This window comes from Trichococcus sp. K1Tr (genome assembly GCF_028309625.1).
Lineage (GTDB): Bacteria > Bacillota > Bacilli > Lactobacillales > Aerococcaceae > Trichococcus.
This window is the reverse complement of sequence record NZ_JAQMHR010000002.1, coordinates 99306-114502: the sequence shown is the minus strand read 5'-3', so window position 1 is coordinate 114502 and position 15197 is coordinate 99306. Positions and strand designations below refer to the sequence as shown.

Here is a 15197-nt window from a genome sequence, read left to right as displayed (position 1 = left end):
TTTATCTGATTTATCGATGGTTAACCCTTGAAGCTAGCCATCATTGTTGGATGCATGGTACAATTTGGTATCTCGTGAACCACTTGCGGTGATGCTCTTTTGGACGTTGAATAGTTATTTATTTTTAATATAAAAAGGATTGGTGAGTAAATTTTGCAACATACATTATCCATAATCGAAAACGCCCTATGGCCAATTCTGGAAGCAGGATTTACCGTCACCATCCCCTTGGCGCTGATTTCCTTTGCCTTGTCGCTGGTCCTGGCGGTCCTTACTGCAGTCATGCGGATTTCGAAAAGCAGGTTGCTGAAAGGGCTGGCTTGGTTCTACGTTTGGGTATTCCGAGGCACCCCTCTTTTGATTCAATTGTTCATCGTCTTCTTCGGTTTGCCGAAGCTGAACATCACGTTGGATGCGTGGACCGCCGCCATTCTGACTTTTGCCCTGAACAGCGGCGCCTATTCGGCCGAATCAATCCGTGGCGCAATCTTATCCATCCCGAGAGGGCAATGGGAAGCGGCCGATTCCCTGGGCATGACGCACGGACAGGTCCTGAAAAGGATCATCTTCCCGCAGACCATCCGGATCGCTTTGCCGGCCGTCATGAATGACTTCATCTCCTTGGTGAAATCAACTTCGTTGGCATCCAGCATCACAATCATCGAAATGACGATGGTCGGGCAGCAGTTCGCTTCCGTTACCTATGAACCGCTGATTCTGTATATGGAAGTGGCTGTGATCTACCTCCTTATCAGTACAGTATTGACTTGGATCCAAGGCAAATTGGAAATCAGAACTTCTAAATATCTGAAAAAGGCGTGACGACATGATCGAAATCAAAAACATCCAAAAATCCTATGGTGATTTTCATGCCCTTAAGGACATCTCATTGACGTTCAGAACCGGTGAAACGACGGTCATTGTCGGCCCATCCGGTTCGGGCAAGTCCACCCTGCTTCGCACGTTGAACCTGTTGGAAGTTCCCGAAAGCGGCATCCTGAAGAACGGCAATCTCGAGGTCGATTTCAGCTCCAAAATTTCGAAAGAAACGATGATGGCCATCAGAAAAGAAACGGCGATGGTGTTCCAGAGTTTCAACCTCTTCCCGCATCTGTCGGTATTGGAAAATGTCATCGAAGGCCCGATCACGGTACTGAAACTTTCGAAGACAGAAGCGACGGCCAAAGCCAAAAACCTGCTGACAAAAGTCGGCTTGGCCGACAAACTGGACCATTACCCGGACCAACTTTCGGGCGGCCAACAGCAACGCGTCGCAATCGCGCGCGCCTTGGCCATGGAGCCGGAGTTCGTCCTGTTCGACGAACCCACTTCCGCGCTTGATCCTGAGTTGGAGGCGGAAGTGCTCCGTGTTTTGAAGGAACTGGCTTCCGAGAAGCTGTCCATGATCATCGTGACGCACAACCTTGACTTCGCCCGGGAAGCAGCCGACCGCATGCTCTTCCTGGAGGACGGTAAAGTTGGTTTCGATGGTCCAACAAAGGACTTCTTCGAAAGCACCACCGATCCGAGAATTGCCCGCTTCATCAATAGCATAACAATATAAAGAAAAAAGACTGAGCCGAGAGCATCCTGGATGCTTTGGTCAGTCTTTCTTTTTGTTTTAGTTTTCGAAAAGTTATCTTCCTATTCAGTATACGACAGATCAATCTCAGCTAACCCAACCTTCAGTATTTAGTTGGGGTTATTGCCGCTGCCTTCATTTTTTCTAAAATTTGCATTTTCTTGTTCAAACGCCTGCAAATGTTCTTCTGAGGCTGCCATCAAGCGTTCAAAAACGGCTTTCACATCTGTGGGAAGTACTTCTTCTTCAAGGAAACGTTTGTACATGCTGATATTTTGCGTTTCGCCTTCTATACCCATTTCATAACTTGCCGCCAATGAATCCGGAAGTGTCACCCTCTCAGATGCATCGTTGGCGGGAACCTCGATTCCATTCATTTCGAATAATGGGAGTAATTCGTTTATATGTGTGGCTTCAGCTTCCGCAATATTCGAGAAAGGATTAGCGTTGTTGTTTGCTTCTGCAATCGCAGTATACTTGGCCTGCGCCAAGTATTCATCCTGAATGGCATAGGTCAGCATTTCCTCTAACGTGTAGCTGTCATCCGCCAAAGCCCCTGCCGTTCCATATGTGTCTTTTGACATTTCCGAAGTTGCCTCAGATACTGCTTCAGATACTTCGGAGACTGCCTCGGAGGCTGCTTCAGATACTTCGGATACTGCTTTCGAAGCGGTTTCGGAAATTTCGGAGTCGGTGTCTGACACATTCGAGCAGCCCGTCATCACTAGCAGGCCTAACGTCAAAGTTGTTTTTACCATGGTCCCCATAAATTTTTTCATATTGTACATCTCCCTTTGTTTTGCAGTAACTTTACCTTCCAATCGATTGGCCTTTTCCATTTGATAACATCAAGTGCCATATACCCAATTAGTTGGAAACCAACGAAAAAGAAAAAATACGAGTGCCTATATGGGGTTGATTTACGTGTGCTCTCTACATCCAACATTATACTGCTTCCGCTTCCATTTTAGAATTTTTAACCTTTTATCACTTATTTGATTTTTATCAAGATATGTTCAGAATCCACGGCCTAATCTTCTCATTATCGTCCATAGGAAAATCGCTATCTTCGACGCCATGGCGTTCCCCTGATGCCTTAAGATTCGCGATGAGTTTCGGTGCATCGGATTTTGAATGGATTATCATGATGAAGCGCATCAGCTCAAATTTCATTTCCGCCTTTAGCAGCAACTGTAAAAATCAACATTGGTTCGATCGCGAAACCCCTGCCCCATATCACAAGTTAATTTCATCACTAAGCACCTCAATGGTGAGCGCCAACATCTAAAGCGCTAAAAAATTCATTTACTATTATTGTGCCTTGTTCTCGAGTTCAATGATGGTCATGATTGCGTAATTCGCTAAATCCATCAGCGTGTCCGTAATACTCTCGTCTTTCACTTCGGCCTCTTGCTTGATCAGTTGTTTGAACCGGTGCAGTTTATCATCCAATCGGATAGCCGGCATCGTCAGCCCGTACTCCTGGAAACTGTCGCCAAAACTATCCCCGTAGTCTTTGTTTTTTGCCGCATAAAGATGATTCAGCCTTTCGCATATTTCCCTGTGCTGCTCAACTTTCGTCATATCCCCCACCACTTTCCTTCTGATTCCCATTATTCAGGCCACTTAGCCACCAATAGTTGTCGACTCCATAAATTGATTATACTACCAAATTTATTATTTTAGTATGTACCGATAGTGCACTTTGCGTGACTGAGTGTTATCAAGTATGATTATTCATAAGAGGTGAGAAACATGCTAATTACAAAATCCAGGCTACAAGGAAGTTCCGTAGTTGTAACCCTACCGCTTCATAATGGTGAGAAATTGGAACCCAATAAAGAATATATCGTAATCTATTCACCGGATGGAACAATCACGTTGGTTCCCAAAATTGAAGATCCCTTTGTTTTGTCCGAAGCTGGGGCTTTTTATGAAAAAGATGAATGGGCTAATCTATCTCCTAAAGAGAGAGAACTGTTCTGATGAATGCTTCCAATAGGTGCATCCCCAAGAAAGGCGACATCGTCTGGCTGACTGCTCCCCATGGATAAATCGAGGGGGTTCCAAGAGCGGTTGGGACGTCACGGACCGTACTGGCGATATTTCCAAAAAGCGGAGATGTCGTTTTTCTATTTCCGTTCTATTCCCAAAAGCCCTTAGACTTTCTCAACAAGGCGCCCAGTGGCACCATTAACGTTGAAGGCTCACAGCTGAACCTTTTGGTTGCTATATAAAGTCTCGCAGTCCGAAATTGCGGGACTGGCGTTCGGTTGATTGGCAGAGTGTCTGGATGCAGCTGTCGTGGTGTGTCATGAAAGTGGCGAACGTCGTGCTCCATTTGGTGCGGTCCGTTTCGTTGCGTGTCAGTTGGCTGTTTTTCAGGAGGAACGCACTGTACAGATCCCGTTGGACAAGCTGCCCGCCAACAAAGGTCGTACGTTCGTCACGTGTCTTCTTAATGTAGGTATCGTTTACGTGGTTATACTGGCTAGCACGGAATTTAAAGGTATCCACCTCATACAGCGCACCTCCTTCTTGGGGTGCTTTTTGCTTCACGATACCGACCAACATAGCCGGCGCATGATAGCCGATGGACTTGCCGTAGCGTTTCTTGCGGTTAAACCGCCCATTCTTGTTGACGGTCGTTTCTTTGGCCCGCTTCATCAATGCGCGGAAATCCATGTCCTCCACATAAAGCTGATTACCCAGTGCCAGAATGGCATTGGCGGTTTTGTTGTGAGCTTCCTTTAAGGCCACCGCCCGACGGCGGTAGAGGTCCTTCAAGCGAAACATTATTCCCATGTAATTCTCGCTCCGTACCCAGGTCAACTTGACACCATGCTTAACGGTGCCGTCGACATTAAAGTTGGCGGGGTTTGTTGCGCGGCGACTCCGGTCCAGTTTTCGTTGCAACAGACGAATCGCGCGGTCATAGGACGCTCCTTCCGGAAACAATTCCTTCAAGATGACGCCGTCATCACCTGCCACCGCCACCGTAGAGGTGCCGATGTCGATGCCCACTTCCGCATTCGGAGCGAGTTTTCGGCGGGGCATACCGGTATTATTGTTGCGTTTCAATGGCGGAATGCCTTCCAACACCAGTTGCAGGAAGTACTGATTGCCGCCCTTGAACGCCTTGCGTACGATGCGGCAGTATTTCACCCGGTGCAAGGAAAGGGATTCCTGAATAAATAAATCATTGGGACGGATAGTGACGGGCAGAACCAGCCCGTTCCACTCCAACCGGTTGCCTTTGAAGCGCATGCCCGTAGCGTTCGACTTGCCTTCCAACGATTCCAGCTGTCCGAACTTTTTGAAGCGTACCTTTTTACCTTTACCATAAAGAAGGGAGGACACACTTATCCAGACCGTGGAAGCGATTTTCTGTGCTGTGAAGCTGTCGATGTGCTTCTTGTACGCCTCGCGCATCCGTCCGATGTAAGCATGCAAAGCGTATTCCGTCATACCGAAGGTCTTTTGGATAGTCTGCAACTCCTTACTGCACGCGGTCTCACGTTTCTTGTCCTTTGCTTTGATAGCCGAGCGGCGTTCTTCTAGCACCTCTTGATACCGACGGTTCTTGTACAATTCTGTCAGCTGCGTCCGCGCATGGTATAAGACTTTGTTATACAGTTTTTCAGCGATTTTGAAACGCTTATCCAGTATTGCTTGTTCATTTTGATACGTGACCAGTCGCAGCTCTACGACAAATGAAGCTGTTTTGCTTTTAGCCATACGTGTTCCTCCTTTCTTGATGATTCCTTCGCATTTACTGGCGTTGTGAGGTCTGTTGGGTTTGGATGTATTGCTGAATCATTTCAAGCGGTGCCCCACCCACTGTGGAAACGAAATAGCTGTTCGACCAAAGAGTGGGTAGCTTCGTCGTCAGTTCCTTAAACTCCTGTCTCAGCACGCGGGAAGAAGTTCCCTTGATGCGTTTGACTGCTTTGTGAACCCCGAATTGTGGGTCTATATCCAATAGGAGGTGAACGTGGTCTGGCATGATCTCCATTTCCTGAATTTCGACGGATAGAGCGGTGCACGTTTCTACAATGAGCTCCTTTAAGCGTGCCGCTACTGGTCCGACAAGGACCTTTCGCCGATATTTTGGACACCAGACAACATGGTAGGTACAAGAATAAGTGATGTTATTATTTGATTTATATTTTTTATTTTCCATACACACATTATGCATCGTGCATCCATATAACACAACCAAGAGCACATCATATATCCCCTTGGCTAAGGCAAGGGGCTTTACGACGCTCTTTCGGTAAATTTTGACCCATCTTCAGGAAGTGAAATCAAAAAACGTCGGCCAGGTCTTGTTGTCTCAAGATACGAATTCAATCGTTCCACTTTGTTTGCAGTTATTTGTCCAATTACTTCAACAATAAAAAACGTTCCTACTCGGTATACGTTGCCGGAAGAACTGGTTGTCACAGGTCAAATCGTCATCTCCCAACTCAAATCTTTGGATTTTCATGCCAGAAAAATTGAATTCGCTGACAGATTACCTGTTCAGGATATCGCTAAAGTCGATCAGATAATCGAATATATATTTTAAAAAAACGCAATCATCTATTTAAATGATTGCGTTTTTTTGTCGTATGTACTTTTTTTTGGATACAGATTAACAGGATCATGACTAATTTGTAATACCCGGCATTATGGACATACTGTCGATGATTTCAGGATTCATCATACCGAAAATCATGACAATATGCGCAACGACCAGGAAGCCGCCGACCAACATAAAGTGGATCTTCATTTTTTACTCAGCCCTTTTATTCCGGAACAGGACACCGCTCAAATAAAATCCCACTGCCACAGCATCGACCCATCTATGCCAACCTTTTGTGTTGATTTGATGGAGATTCAGCGTCTTCACGTGAGCTACATAATGACCTGATAATCTATGCTTGTAGTACAGAAAAACAATCCGGAAAGAAGGTTATATAATGCAAACAATCCAATTTATTTTTCCAATACTATTGGTTCTTATCTTTACGATACTGATCATGGATGGCATCCGTAAATCCGATTCTGTCTTAAGAGCAGATCTGAAACGACTACGGTCTGAAAATGAAGCTTTGAGAAAAGAGCTTCTCAAACGCGGAATCGTTGAATATGTCTAATCGCTGATAATCGGTAGCGGAAACAAACACTGTCTATACACTATAAAAAACCAGCCCAAAAACGGAAGTTCGATAGATGAACTCTGTTTTCGGGGTGGTTTATTTTGTTGAAATCAGTTGGTTTGCCTGCACTGCCACACGGCTACTGCAAACGTGGTGTTTCAGATTTAGTCGTTTTTGTATGAACAGCAATAGTCCACATATTTATCGACGATCATCTTGAAGGATGAGTTTGCCGGAACGACATAGCTTTGGCCTTTGGTGTAGAGTGTGTATTCAGATTCGCCGGGAAGCATAACCGACATATCGCCGCCAAGGACTTCCATGATTTCCTCGGCATCGGTGTTGAATTCGTACTCGCCTGCCAACATGAAGCCGAGTGTCTTTTTCTCTCCACTTTCGAACAACACTGTTCTGCTGGTAACTTTCCCATCAAAATACACATTTGCTTCCTTGATTACTGTCACATTTTTGAATTCCATTCTATTTCCTCCATTAGCCTGATTATTTTATGTTTTTCTTTCACGTATAACCTATTTCCTCAGTATCTTCTCCATGGCCTTCCCTTTAGCCAACTCATCGATGAGTTTATCCAGATAACGGATTTTCTGCATAAGTTTGTCTTCGATTTCTTCGACGCGGTATCCGCAAATGACCCCTGTGATAAGCGAAACGTTGAGATTCAGCTGTGGTACCTGTGCAAAAAAGGTTTCGAAATCAACTTTATTATCCAGTTGTTGTTGCAGAGTTGCCTCATCATATCCGGTCAGCCAGAAAATGATTTCATCGACTTCTTCTTTCGTGCGGCCCTTTTTCTCGACTTTCTTTATATACAAAGGATACACGCTGGCGAACGACATCCCGAATATTTTCGTATTTTTCATGTTGGCCTCCTTCTGAATCTTCCTGAAGCTATGTTTGATGCTTATGATTTTTATTATGCCATAAATTAAACCATAAATCACTCTTCACCCACATAGATAGTCAGTTACAGTCAGGCTAAAATATTAGTTGAAACGTGTGCATTTGATTGCAATTTTGCCAATATTTAATTATACTTGTTATATAACAGCAATGCGTCGGATTTAAACCATCAAACACAGAAGTATCACACCTCATAATTCATCTAAATTAACTTTTCTTTCCTTTTACTATCAATACATCAAAGATTATCCCACATATATTTACCTAAAAAAGTCATTTTTGACTAACTTTTATATAGGTTGAATGAATGTTTTGGCTAATCCTTCAAAAAGAAGTATACCTGCGAACGCTTAAAGAATACAGGGATCCTGAATTTTTTTTGGAGCATTTGTCATTTCGATTCGTTCATTCGGCTTATATAATTATTAAATCCACAGATAAAAGGGGGTAGTTATCTTTAATCTTCTGCGTTATTTTACAATTAAAGATTGAATCCATGAAAGGAGGAGTATATAGAAGAATACGCTCATTTCCTGATTCTGGTTCGCACCCGTTTTATTAGGGTAATGAAATGTATTTTGACTTTTTCTTATACCGTTGATTTCTGTGGGCAGGGTAGAATTTTTGAAGATTAAAGTAACCGATAGCTTACTTGATTTTTGGCCGCTCATATTAGGAGGAGAAAAAGATGAATTTTAAAAGCAAGCGCTTTATGGGAATTTTCATCACTTCGTCCATGGCCTTCACTTTGCTGAGTACCAACAGCGCCCTTTCTGCAGAAACAACTGCTACAAACAACCTCTCATTTCCGGTTATAGCAGTAGATGGATTCCCTATTGCTGAAATTGCTGACTCTCTTCAAGTGGAATACGAACCAGGAGATTCAACCAACCCTTATCCGGGTATAACTGATTCCACCTACATAGAGTACCTAAATAATAATGGCCCTTGGTACGCACAAAAGGTAGAGGAAAATAAGTGGCAAGCTGATTATGAAATCAAAGATAGCGAAACCGTCACCATTATCGACTGGGGCGATAATATTGAATCCGTCAATGCAGCAGTCAACAGACCCTTCCGACTTGAGATAACTTTATTCAAACAGCTGGAAGAGCCTGCGAAAGCCTTCACAATGGCTGAGTTGGAATATCCAAGCAGCGCGGATGAACTTCAGGGAACAAACAATGTAATCTATGATAGCTACGTTGCTAGCATCATTTCAAACGAACCGGAACTTGTTGTCCAATACCTAGGGATAGATAATCCTGGTGATTTAATTTGGGATCCAACAACTAATCTATGGACATCTACAACTAAACTAACGACCATTCCTGTGAGTTTTGCCCCTGAACTCAACGTGGGTGGGAAGTATATTTTTGGCGCTTCAACGGGTGGGTTTAAACCAAAATTCACTGGATACTATCGCGTGACCTTCTATATTCCTGAAGGAAGTGGGATAGATCTTACATTAGCAGCTATAGGTGAATATGAAGATGGCGTGCTTACCCCCGCTGGCACTGTTACCGTATCTGAAGAAGGTGAAGTCGACGTAGGAGCAAACCCAGAGATAGATATTACTAACAATTTAACTTACGTTGACATATTAGCAATAGCTAAAGGCGGGTCATCAGGTGGTGGTGGTGGTGGTGGTGGTGGTGGTGGCGGTGGAAAAGGTAAGCCACAAGTAACTGCTGCAGTGTCTGAAATAACTGAAACTTTTGCATTAGCTAAAATAGTTGAACCTGCTACAGTTACCGAGCCTGCCGAAGTCATTGAACCAGCTGAAGTAGTTGAAGCAGTTAAAGTGGTCGAACCTGTTGAAGTCGTTGAACCGGTCGAAGTCGTTGAACCGGTCGAAGTCGCTGAACCTATCGAAGTCGTTGAACCGGTCGAAGTCGTTGAACCTGTTGAAGTCGTTGAACCGGTCGAAGTCGTTGAACCTGTTGAAGTCGTTGAACCGGTCGAAGTCGTTGAACCGGTCGAAGTCGTTGAACCTGTTGAAGTCGCTAAGTCAAAAAAAGCAAAGGATTTAAAAGCACAAACACCTTTAGAGGTTGTTGAACCTGCTGAAGCAATTGAAACCGGTATTACAGATTAATTTTGACTGAATAAAGCAGACTCCGAAAAAGTTAAGCACTCCCGAAAATCTAAAACAGCAAAAAAGCATGCATCCATTCCACTTTTATCGGGATGGATACATGTTTTTTGTTCGACTATGATTTAAAGGAAAAGTAACTTTCTTAGAGGTATAAAATGGAACGAGCCATTTTAGGAAATGAATCCCTCACTAAGGAACAGTACCACGATACCACTAATCAAAAAACATAATAAGGTGACGATAATGAGTAACACGGAATAGTCTTTTTTTCTGAAAAGTGCAATCATTCCTGTCACAAATCCAACAACAACAGCAATAATCCCTGTTATCGCCAAAAGCCCCAGCAGTATATCGGAGAAAGCAGGCTCACCTGTTCCGGTCATCAAATCGCTTCCCAGTTTTGGCATAAGAACAATATCCAAAGTCCAAGTTGCTACGAAAGTTGCAAAAGTTCCTACAGAAACTTTACCCAATCTCGTTTTCGGCAAAAATGTAAAACTCATTCCATCCGCCTCCTTAGACCTTATTTAACGATGCCCAATGTTCGTCCATTCCAAAACTTCATACTGATCCCAAACATTTTCGCCTACCACTGCAACTGTGCCATCTTTTCTCAGTCCGAAAGTATTCCCGCCTGCGGTAATGGCTATCATATCTTTCCAGTCGGACACCTCGCATTGCCCCTCTTGATTGTATCCTGTCGCAACGACCGTGCCATCCGATTTCAAGCCCAGTGTGTGATGGGCTCCTGCTGCCACAGCGATGACATCTGTCCAGACGGATACATTCCCTTGTCCGTAGCTGTTGGCTCCTGCAACCACGACGGTCCCATCCAACTTCAATCCGACAGCATGCGAATCACCCGCAGAAAGAGCAACGATATCCGTCCATCCAGTGACAGCGATTTGATTGCGATCGTTTTTTCCCGTGGCGACGACTTTCCCATCCGCTTTCAGCCCCAGGGTATACCCATTACCCGCGGATACGGCAACGATGTCTGTCCAATCCTGAACATTGCATTCTCCATTTTCGTTGTTTCCGGTCGCGATGACCGTGCCGTCTGCCTTCAGACCAACCGTATGGCCGATTCCCGCTGATACAGCCACAATATCTTTCCAATCCGAAACGGCGCTTTCTCCGCTGAGATTACTCCCGGTTGCCACCACCGTGCCATCCGTTTTCAAGCCGACAGTGTGATAGGCTCCCGCTGATACAGAAACAATCCCCGACCAACTTCCGACATCCCCTTGCCCGGCTTCATTCCACCCTACAGCAACGACCGTGCCATCCTTTTTCAGCCCTACCGCATATCCCCCGCCCGCGGAAAGGATTTCCTGCTGCGTAAAACTTGAGGAAAGCGGAAGTGTCAGCATCTGTCCGACGTAAATCAGATTGGGATCATGGATTTGATTGGTTTTTACAAGTTGGGCAACTGTCACGCCATACCTGAGCGCGATTTCGGAGAGCGTATCGCCTGGCACAACCGTATACTTCATCCCGAATGCTTGCGAGGAATCGGCAATAGCAGCGGATGCTGTCGGAATGACGATTTTTTGCCCCAACCGGATCAGTCTGGGCTGCACGATGTTATTCGCCGCCACAAGTTGCCGCACAGTCACACCGTATTCGAGGGCAATTCTGTACAGCGTATCGCCTGCTTTTACTGTGTATACGATATTCGTTTGGGTTGAATTTTGTGATTCCACTGCAAAGATATTTGGAGATAGCATGCCGAAAAGGAACATCACCGAAAAAAACACGGAGACAGCCAATCTACGCATCCATTGCAAACAAACCCGCATTTTCCTCTCCCTCATTTCCGAACTACAAGCAATGATATTGGTCAAAACGGACCTTAATCTATTTTTTAAGGACCTCAAAAATTCATACCTTGTTCTTCAACTCCATTTTACTGCTTCTAAAATTGTTAATCAAAATTCGATGAGTTAACGTATAGTTATATCTTATGGATTTAGCTATTTCGAATTTTCGTGTATGATGTAATCAGGATGATGTCTGGAAATAACGAGTCATAAGAATGGGAGTGATATACATGACACCGTCACAAATATACGTGGTAGTAGTTATTTTGTTTTTAGCTCTTGTATTTATCAGTATTAAAAATTCAAAACCTAAACGACTCAGTGTGCTGGCTTCTATTGCTTTCGGGTTGATAGTGGCGGGAATTGTTTTTGGCGAAAATAGATTAATCGGCTACAGTCTGCTTGCAGTCGGGATCATCCTATCGGCAGTTGATGCGTATATGAAATCAAAAAAATAATGGCTAACCCAATTCCTATTAATGACCATTTTTCTTTTATGGCGAACCAACGGAAAGACTTCTTCGGAGGTCTTTTTTAATGCAATTGAAGCCAACAAAACTAGAAAAGCGGAAAACCCGTTATTATAGGTTTTCCGCTCAGCCAATCCGCTTTATTCTTTTGAGTCATTCCTGTGAAATTACCAGAACTGCTATACTATAGCAGCTAAATCTCTATTCGAGCTGCTTTTTGTTGCTGCCATCCAAATTGATCCTGTAAGCAGCCCCTGAATATTCGCCGTAGTAAATGTAATCACCGTAAATGTCTAAGATATTCCACATTTTTACTTTATTCATTTTTGCTGCTGCAGTCCCGTCCAGATTTTCCCTGTAGAGCCAACCATCTTTACTGTAATAGAGCGAATCCCCATCTATAGCCGTAAAAGTACCCTCCGCAAGTTTTGTTTGCTCAGTACCATCTGTTTTCATCCTGTTTACATTCTCATATTCCCCTTTTTCATTTTTCTCGCCGTAATAGATCCAGCCCCCTTCGACTGCATGTATGACTACGTTTTCTGATAGTTTCATAACCCCAGTGCCATCAGTATTCATTTTGAATAAACTTATCCCATCCGCATAATAGATGCTGTCACCAGACACCTTCATATCGCCCTCAAAAGAGCTGATGTCAGCTATCTTGGCCTTTTCGGTGCCATCCGTTTTTATCTTATATATGCTTCCCGGTTTGGTGCTGTAGTAGATCCAGTCCCCCGACACTTCGAAGCCGAACGAGCTTTCTTTGCCAACATCAACAACATTAGCCTCTTCTGTACCATCTGTTTGAATCTTGCTGACACCACCCATGTCTGAGTAATAGATGGTGTCCCCCTGAATCACCATATAGCCGCTAGCAAAATTGTCAGCGACCTTGGTCTTCCCGGTCCAGTCAGTTTTCATTTTATAAAGGGCTTCATCATTATTGTCTGTATAGTATATCCAGTCCCCGCTCTGTTTGACCATACCTATAGACGCGGTTTCTGATGAGCGACAACCAGTCAGCAGTGCCACGCCCAAAATGATCATCATAAGTAAACCTGTATTCTTTTTCATGAGAGTTCCCCTTATCTACACCAACCCACAGCCCTGTGTGCACTAGCTCAAAACCTGGATTCCTTATTCTTCTTTCGTCAGCATTTCCATGAATTCCTCGCCGGTCATGGTTTCTTTTTCGAGAAGCTTATTTGCAAGTTCATGCATTTTCGGTAAGTTTTCCTTGATGATTTCCTTGGCTTTTTCATGGGCGAATTTGATGATGCGCAAAACCTCATCATCTATTTTTGCAGAGGTTTCATTCGATACGAGTGAAGTCACATCCGTTCCCAGATAAGGGTTATTGATTGTTTCCAAGGCCATCATGTCGAATTTTTCACTCATCCCGTAGCGCGTGACCATCGCTCTTGCAATAGCGGTTGCAGCCTCTATGTCATTTTCCGCCCCGGAGGTGATTGTATTTAAAATGACTTCCTCTGCAGAGCGTCCGCCCATGTAGGTGACGATCTTGTTCAGGAACTTTTCCCGGCTCATCAGCAGCTGGTCCTTCTCCTCCGACTGCATCGTATAGCCGAGTACTCCGGATGTCCTTGGGATGATGCTGATTTTATTGACCGGTGCGGAATCTGTCTGTTTTGCGGCAACGATCGCATGGCCGATTTCATGGTACGCTATCGCCAATTTGTCTTCTTTCGAGAGGATCGCATTTTTCCGTTGGTATCCGGCCAGAATGATTTCCAAAGCATACTCCAGATCGGATTGATTAATCATGCTGCGTCCTTCCTTTATGGCATGGAGAGCGCCTTCATTTATCAAATTGGCAAGATCAGCTCCGGAGCTGCCGGGTGTATCCCTAGCGATCTCCTTCAGGTCGATATCTTCGGCCATTTTGACGGTTTTTGCATGAACATCCAGAATCGCTTCCCTTCCGGCAATATCCGGCAGTTCAAGCGGAATGCGCCGGTCAAACCGTCCGGGCCTCAGCAGCGCTTTGTCCAGGACTTCAGGTTTGTTCGTTGCCGCCAGGATTACCACACCTTTTTCCGAGGAAAAACCATCCATTTCATTCAATAACTGATTAAGCGTTTGGTCCCGCTCATCGTTTCCAGTAATGCCCGACAGATTACGGCTCTTGCCGATCGTATCGATTTCATCAATGAATACGATGCATGGGGCTTTTGCCTGGGCTTGATCGAACAGATCCCGCACCCTGGCAGCTCCCACGCCGACGAACATTTCCATGAATTCAGATCCTGAAATCGAGAAAAATGGTACTCTGGCCTCTCCCGCGACCGCTTTGGCAAGCAGTGTTTTACCGGTCCCTGGAGGCCCAACAAGCAGAATCCCTTTCGGCATCTTGGCCCCGATTTCCCTGTATTTTTGGGGATTATGCAGAAAATCGATTACTTCCCAGAGCGCTTCTTTCGCTTCATCCTGACCCGCTACGTCCGTAAATGTTTTTCCGGTTTCCGATTCAGCGTATATCTTGACATTGCTTTTGCCGAATTTCATTTCACTGCCGACTCCCCCGACTCTTCCCTGCAGTCTGCGCATCATGAATCCCCAGAAGACATATAATAACGCCAATGGCAGCATCCAGATCAGGAAAAAATCAACAAGAGGAGAACTTTCTTCGATAATCTCTTTTTCGAACTTTGCTTCAGTCAGCAGCAGTCGTTCAGTAAGCTGAGGATCATCCATTCTGCCGGTGATGAAGGTGCTCTCTCCACCTTCATCGTCCAGCGCTGTGAATTCTATCCGGTTTTCCTCCACCAGAACCGACTCGACACTGCCTTCTTCAAGCATTGAAACAAACGTTTTATAATCCACTTCCGTTACCGGATTTTCCTGTATACCGGGGGAAATGAAAAAATTCAGCACAATCAGAAAAATTGCAGTTGTCACAGCAAAATTCAGCCATTGTCTATTAACCTTAGGGGGCATTTTAGATTCCATCAGCTTATCCCTCCCCTTCTTAAAAAAGAACATTCCGTCATCCCTATTATCCCAGAAAAATAGGATATTACAAAAATTACGCAGTCTTTGAAATAAATGCTGATCAGCTGCATCTGATGCACCCAAAGATAGCAACGTTCGCTTACACCTTACTGGAATATTCAGTCGGTGTTTCGCTTTGGCGCT

At 44.6% G+C, this 15197-nt stretch carries 17 protein-coding genes and 1 pseudogene; 7 read left to right on the top strand and 11 right to left on the bottom strand.

Going from position 1 to position 15197, the window contains the following annotated elements; translation table 11 throughout:
* Nucleotides 1-153: 153 nt before the first annotated feature.
* Nucleotides 154-822 (top strand): amino acid ABC transporter permease, encoded by a 669-nt coding sequence (locus tag PH235_RS03990; RefSeq protein WP_108033240.1) that lies wholly within the window; start codon nucleotides 154-156, stop codon nucleotides 820-822.
* Between the two features lie 4 nt (nucleotides 823-826).
* Entirely contained in the window at nucleotides 827-1564 is a 738-nt protein-coding gene (locus PH235_RS03985; RefSeq protein ID WP_272161126.1) for an amino acid ABC transporter ATP-binding protein, read from the top strand.
* Nucleotides 1565-1692: 128 nt separating this feature from the next.
* Here the strand turns inward: PH235_RS03985 and PH235_RS03980 are convergent, their stop codons facing one another.
* Both PH235_RS03980 and PH235_RS03975 read right to left on the bottom strand, forming a co-directional pair.
* The gene (locus tag PH235_RS03980) at nucleotides 1693-2361 is read right to left on the bottom strand and encodes a ferritin-like domain-containing protein (RefSeq protein WP_272161125.1); all 669 of its coding nucleotides are present in this window, start codon (nucleotides 2359-2361) and stop codon (nucleotides 1693-1695) included.
* Between the two features lie 532 nt (nucleotides 2362-2893).
* Nucleotides 2894-3196: a DUF1599 domain-containing protein gene (locus PH235_RS03975; protein WP_272161124.1), complete on the bottom strand. Its 303-nt coding sequence runs from the start codon at nucleotides 3194-3196 to the stop codon at nucleotides 2894-2896.
* A 141-nt stretch (nucleotides 3197-3337) separates the two neighbouring features.
* Between PH235_RS03975 and mazE the strand changes: the two genes are divergently transcribed.
* A complete protein-coding gene (gene mazE / locus PH235_RS03970; protein WP_272161123.1) occupies nucleotides 3338-3568 on the top strand; it encodes a type II toxin-antitoxin system PemI/MazE family antitoxin in 231 nt (76 codons plus the stop codon).
* Between the two features lie 243 nt (nucleotides 3569-3811).
* On the opposite strand, the gene PH235_RS03965 is transcribed toward mazE, so the two are convergent.
* Both PH235_RS03965 and tnpA read right to left on the bottom strand, forming a co-directional pair.
* Nucleotides 3812-5320 carry a transposase gene (locus tag PH235_RS03965; RefSeq protein ID WP_272161122.1) on the bottom strand — a complete coding sequence of 503 codons (1509 nt, stop codon included), beginning with the start codon at nucleotides 5318-5320 and terminating at the stop codon, nucleotides 3812-3814.
* 34 nt (nucleotides 5321-5354) lie between these two features.
* Nucleotides 5355-5765 carry an IS200/IS605 family transposase gene (gene tnpA, locus PH235_RS03960; RefSeq protein WP_272161121.1) on the bottom strand — a complete coding sequence of 137 codons (411 nt, stop codon included), beginning with the start codon at nucleotides 5763-5765 and terminating at the stop codon, nucleotides 5355-5357.
* Between the two features lie 96 nt (nucleotides 5766-5861).
* Between tnpA and PH235_RS03955 the strand changes: the two are divergent.
* Nucleotides 5862-6152, top strand: a pseudogene (locus PH235_RS03955) (type II toxin-antitoxin system PemK/MazF family toxin); the annotation flags it as partial.
* Nucleotides 6153-6233: 81 nt separating this feature from the next.
* Here the strand turns inward: PH235_RS03955 and PH235_RS03950 are convergent.
* Nucleotides 6234-6356 (bottom strand): DUF6803 family protein, encoded by a 123-nt coding sequence (locus PH235_RS03950; protein ID WP_272161120.1) that lies wholly within the window; start codon nucleotides 6354-6356, stop codon nucleotides 6234-6236.
* A gap of 190 nt (nucleotides 6357-6546) precedes the next feature.
* Between PH235_RS03950 and PH235_RS03945 the strand changes: the two genes are divergently transcribed.
* A complete protein-coding gene (locus PH235_RS03945) occupies nucleotides 6547-6723 on the top strand; it encodes a hypothetical protein (protein WP_272161119.1) in 177 nt (58 codons plus the stop codon).
* 167 nt (nucleotides 6724-6890) lie between these two features.
* Here the strand turns inward: PH235_RS03945 and ppnP are convergent, their stop codons facing one another.
* Together ppnP and PH235_RS03935 are read right to left on the bottom strand one after the other, a co-directional pair.
* Entirely contained in the window at nucleotides 6891-7205 is a 315-nt protein-coding gene (ppnP, locus tag PH235_RS03940; protein ID WP_272161118.1) for a pyrimidine/purine nucleoside phosphorylase, read from the bottom strand.
* A gap of 51 nt (nucleotides 7206-7256) precedes the next feature.
* Nucleotides 7257-7607 carry a DUF2200 domain-containing protein gene (locus PH235_RS03935; RefSeq protein ID WP_272161117.1) on the bottom strand — a complete coding sequence of 117 codons (351 nt, stop codon included), beginning with the start codon at nucleotides 7605-7607 and terminating at the stop codon, nucleotides 7257-7259.
* A 728-nt stretch (nucleotides 7608-8335) separates the two neighbouring features.
* On the opposite strand from PH235_RS03935, the gene PH235_RS03930 reads away from it, so the two are divergent.
* Complete coding sequence (locus PH235_RS03930) at nucleotides 8336-9745, top strand: hypothetical protein (RefSeq protein WP_272161116.1); 1410 nt, start codon at nucleotides 8336-8338, stop codon at nucleotides 9743-9745.
* A 170-nt stretch (nucleotides 9746-9915) separates the two neighbouring features.
* On the opposite strand, the gene PH235_RS03925 is transcribed toward PH235_RS03930, so the two are convergent.
* Entirely contained in the window at nucleotides 9916-10248 is a 333-nt protein-coding gene (locus PH235_RS03925; RefSeq protein WP_272161115.1) for a hypothetical protein, read from the bottom strand.
* Nucleotides 10249-10272: 24 nt separating this feature from the next.
* On the bottom strand, nucleotides 10273-11547 hold the full coding sequence (locus tag PH235_RS03920) for a LysM peptidoglycan-binding domain-containing protein (protein ID WP_272161114.1): 1275 nt from the start codon (nucleotides 11545-11547) through the stop codon (nucleotides 10273-10275).
* A 251-nt stretch (nucleotides 11548-11798) separates the two neighbouring features.
* Between PH235_RS03920 and PH235_RS03915 the strand changes: the two genes are divergently transcribed.
* Nucleotides 11799-12026, top strand: coding sequence for a hypothetical protein (locus PH235_RS03915; protein ID WP_272161113.1), 228 nt, complete (start codon nucleotides 11799-11801; stop codon nucleotides 12024-12026).
* A 213-nt stretch (nucleotides 12027-12239) separates the two neighbouring features.
* Here PH235_RS03915 and PH235_RS03910 read toward each other — a convergent pair whose 3' ends face one another.
* Nucleotides 12240-13115 carry a DUF5050 domain-containing protein gene (locus tag PH235_RS03910; RefSeq protein WP_272161112.1) on the bottom strand — a complete coding sequence of 292 codons (876 nt, stop codon included), beginning with the start codon at nucleotides 13113-13115 and terminating at the stop codon, nucleotides 12240-12242.
* 63 nt (nucleotides 13116-13178) lie between these two features.
* Nucleotides 13179-15011 (bottom strand): ATP-dependent zinc metalloprotease FtsH, encoded by a 1833-nt coding sequence (gene ftsH / locus PH235_RS03905; RefSeq protein ID WP_272161111.1) that lies wholly within the window; start codon nucleotides 15009-15011, stop codon nucleotides 13179-13181.
* Nucleotides 15012-15197 lie beyond the last annotated feature (186 nt).